This is a genomic window from Bradyrhizobium diversitatis (assembly GCF_016031635.1).
Lineage (GTDB): Bacteria > Pseudomonadota > Alphaproteobacteria > Rhizobiales > Xanthobacteraceae > Bradyrhizobium > Bradyrhizobium diversitatis.
On the sequence record NZ_JACEGD010000108.1, the window covers coordinates 1 to 721 of the forward strand.

General features: G+C 60.1%; 1 protein-coding gene. It reads left to right on the forward strand.

Annotated features, from left to right (window positions below):
• Positions 1 to 71: 71 nt before the first annotated feature.
• On the forward strand, positions 72 to 721 hold a 650-nt coding region (locus H1B27_RS39655), incomplete at its 3' end, for a transposase (RefSeq protein WP_197969778.1).

A 721-nucleotide genomic window follows, 5' to 3' on the forward strand; every position in this document is an offset into this window, starting at 1 on the left:
GCTTTTGACCCTGGCTGTGTGAAAACACTGGACTGCTGTTATGATTCTCCTGTGATTCTTTGGGGGAATCGATGAGGCGCTTCGTTGAAGAGGCGGATCGTGGGCAGCGGACGCTGTTGCCCGAATGCCTCGATGACTTCATTGACGAGAGCAACCCAGTTCGCGTGATCGACGTATTTGTCGATGCGCTCGGTTTGGCTGAGATGGGCTTTGAGGGTGTGGAGCCGGCGGCCACGGGTCGGCCGTCGTACCATCCCTCGGTGCTCCTTAAGCTTTACATCTACGGCTATCTGAACCGGATACAGTCGAGTCGGCGGCTGGAACGAGAGGCCGGGCGCAATGTCGAGGTGATGTGGCTGCTGGGTCGGCTCGCTCCCAATCACAAGACGATTGCGGACTTCCGGAAGGACAACGGCCTGGCGCTGCGCAAGGTATGTGCGCGCTTCGTCGAACTCTGCCGAGACATTGGTCTGCTGGCGACGGCGAGCGTCGCCATCGATGGCAGCAAGTTCAAGGCCGTGAACAACCGGGACAGGAACTTCACGCGCGCGAAGATGGAGCGACGGCGTGCTCAGTTGGAGGAGAGCGTCGCGCGCTATCTGAGCCAACTTGACACGGCCGACCGCCAGGAGCCGACGGAGGCGCTGGCCACGAAGGTGACGAGGCTTACCGAGAAGCTGACAAAGCTGAAGGAGGAAATGGGCAAGCTTGCCGTCTACGA